Below are 725 nucleotides of genomic sequence, written 5' to 3'. Positions count from 1 at the left end.
TGGAACCTCGGGGACGCCACCCTCGCCCAGTACCTCGGCGCCGTGCTGTTCAAGGTGGGCAGCCTGGCCATGATCCTGCTCGTGCCCGCCCTGGCCGGCTACATCGCCTACGGCCTGGCCGACCGGCCCGGCATCGCCCCCGGCTTCGCGGCCGGGCTGATCGCCAACTTCATGGGCGCGGGCTTCCTCGGCGGCATCGTGGGCGGCCTGCTGGCCGGCCTCGCCGCCTACTGGCTGTCGAAGCCGCGGCTGCCGCGCTGGCTCGGCTCCCTGATGCCTGTCGTGATCATCCCGCTGCTGGCCACGATCTTCTCCTGCGGCCTGCTGCTGCTGGTGCTGGGTGGTCCGATCGCCACGTTCATGGCGTGGCTGACCGAGTGGCTCAACGGCATGACCGGCGCGGGCGCCCTGGCCCTCGGGGCGATCCTCGGGTTCATGATGGGCTTCGACCTCGGCGGACCGATCAACAAGGTCGCCTACACCTTCGCCGCCGCCGGGCTGGGGGCGGCGACCGCCGCGAACACCGCCCCGCAGGAGGTCATGGCCGCGGTCATCGCCGCGGGCATGGTGCCGCCGCTGGGCATGGCGCTGGCCTCGACGGCCGCCAAGCGCTACTTCACGGTCGCCGAGCAGGAGAACGGCAAGGCGGCCTGGCTGCTCGGGCTGTCCTTCATCTCCGAGGGCGCCATCCCGTTCGCGGCCGCCGACCCGCTGCGCGTGCTGCC

Annotated in this window: 1 protein-coding gene; it reads left to right on the top strand. The window is 72.7% G+C overall.

The window, feature by feature from the left end:
* The coding region (locus RF647_RS19045) for a PTS fructose transporter subunit IIC (protein WP_368813102.1) at positions 1 to 725 on the top strand (725 nt) is incomplete at both ends.

Source organism: Kocuria sp. CPCC 205263 (genome assembly GCF_040981075.1).
Taxonomy (GTDB): Bacteria; Actinomycetota; Actinomycetes; order Actinomycetales; family Micrococcaceae; genus Kocuria; species Kocuria rosea.
Note: the sequence above shows the minus strand (reverse complement) of the source record. Positions and strands in the feature narration are given on the sequence as shown.